We start from the raw sequence: 609 nt of genomic DNA, 5'->3' as shown, positions 1-609 counted from the left end.
ACGCGCTCAGTTGGGAGGGGAGCCTCGTCCACACCGGACCGACCACGGTGCCCGTCCAGGTGGAGATGCCGGCGTTCGGCAGGCTGGACGTCGCGGGATGGACCAGCGGCGCGTTCCTCCTGCAGCTGACATTCCCGGAGCGTCGCGTCACGGCCGGTGTCGAGGCGGGAAGTCACACCTTCTTCGTCCCCGCCGGCGCGTGGGCCTACCGCGCCTCCGTCCGCGGCGATCTCCTGGAAGCCGGACACGTGGAGGTACGGGCAGGCTCCCGCACCGTCCTGGCCGTGAATCGCGAGTAGGTGGCAGGCGCTCGCCGCCGCGCCGGAATTCCGGCGTGGTTCGGGGCCCTGATTTCAGGGGTCGGCGTCGCCGCGGCCAATGCGGCGCCCTCCGGTGGGCACTCAGCACCCCATCGCAGAGGCGGCGGGATGCCGCCGCGCCTCAGCTCCCGCCGCGGCGGCATGCCGCCGGCGACCGCGTACTCTTCTGCCACGTGCCACCCCTCACCGCTCGCGGCCTGCTCCTCGTTGCTTCGGTGGGTGTGGCCGCGGCCTTGGCTGCTGCGTTGCGGGGGGGATGGTCGGAGGACGCAGCAGAGTCGATTCCGGC

1 protein-coding gene is annotated in these 609 nt (G+C 72.7%); it reads left to right on the top strand.

Translation table 11 applies throughout. From position 1 onward, the window contains the following. Positions 1–299 (top strand): hypothetical protein (locus KDM41_18525; protein MCB1185420.1); only part of this gene is annotated, 299 nt, incomplete at its 5' end. Positions 300–609: the final 310 nt, after the last annotated feature.

Source organism: bacterium (assembly GCA_020440705.1).
In the GTDB taxonomy this organism is placed as follows: domain Bacteria; phylum Krumholzibacteriota; class Krumholzibacteriia; order LZORAL124-64-63; family LZORAL124-64-63; genus JAGRNP01.
The sequence above is the reverse complement of the archived record's forward strand: the minus strand, read 5'-3'. Positions and strand labels throughout refer to the sequence as shown.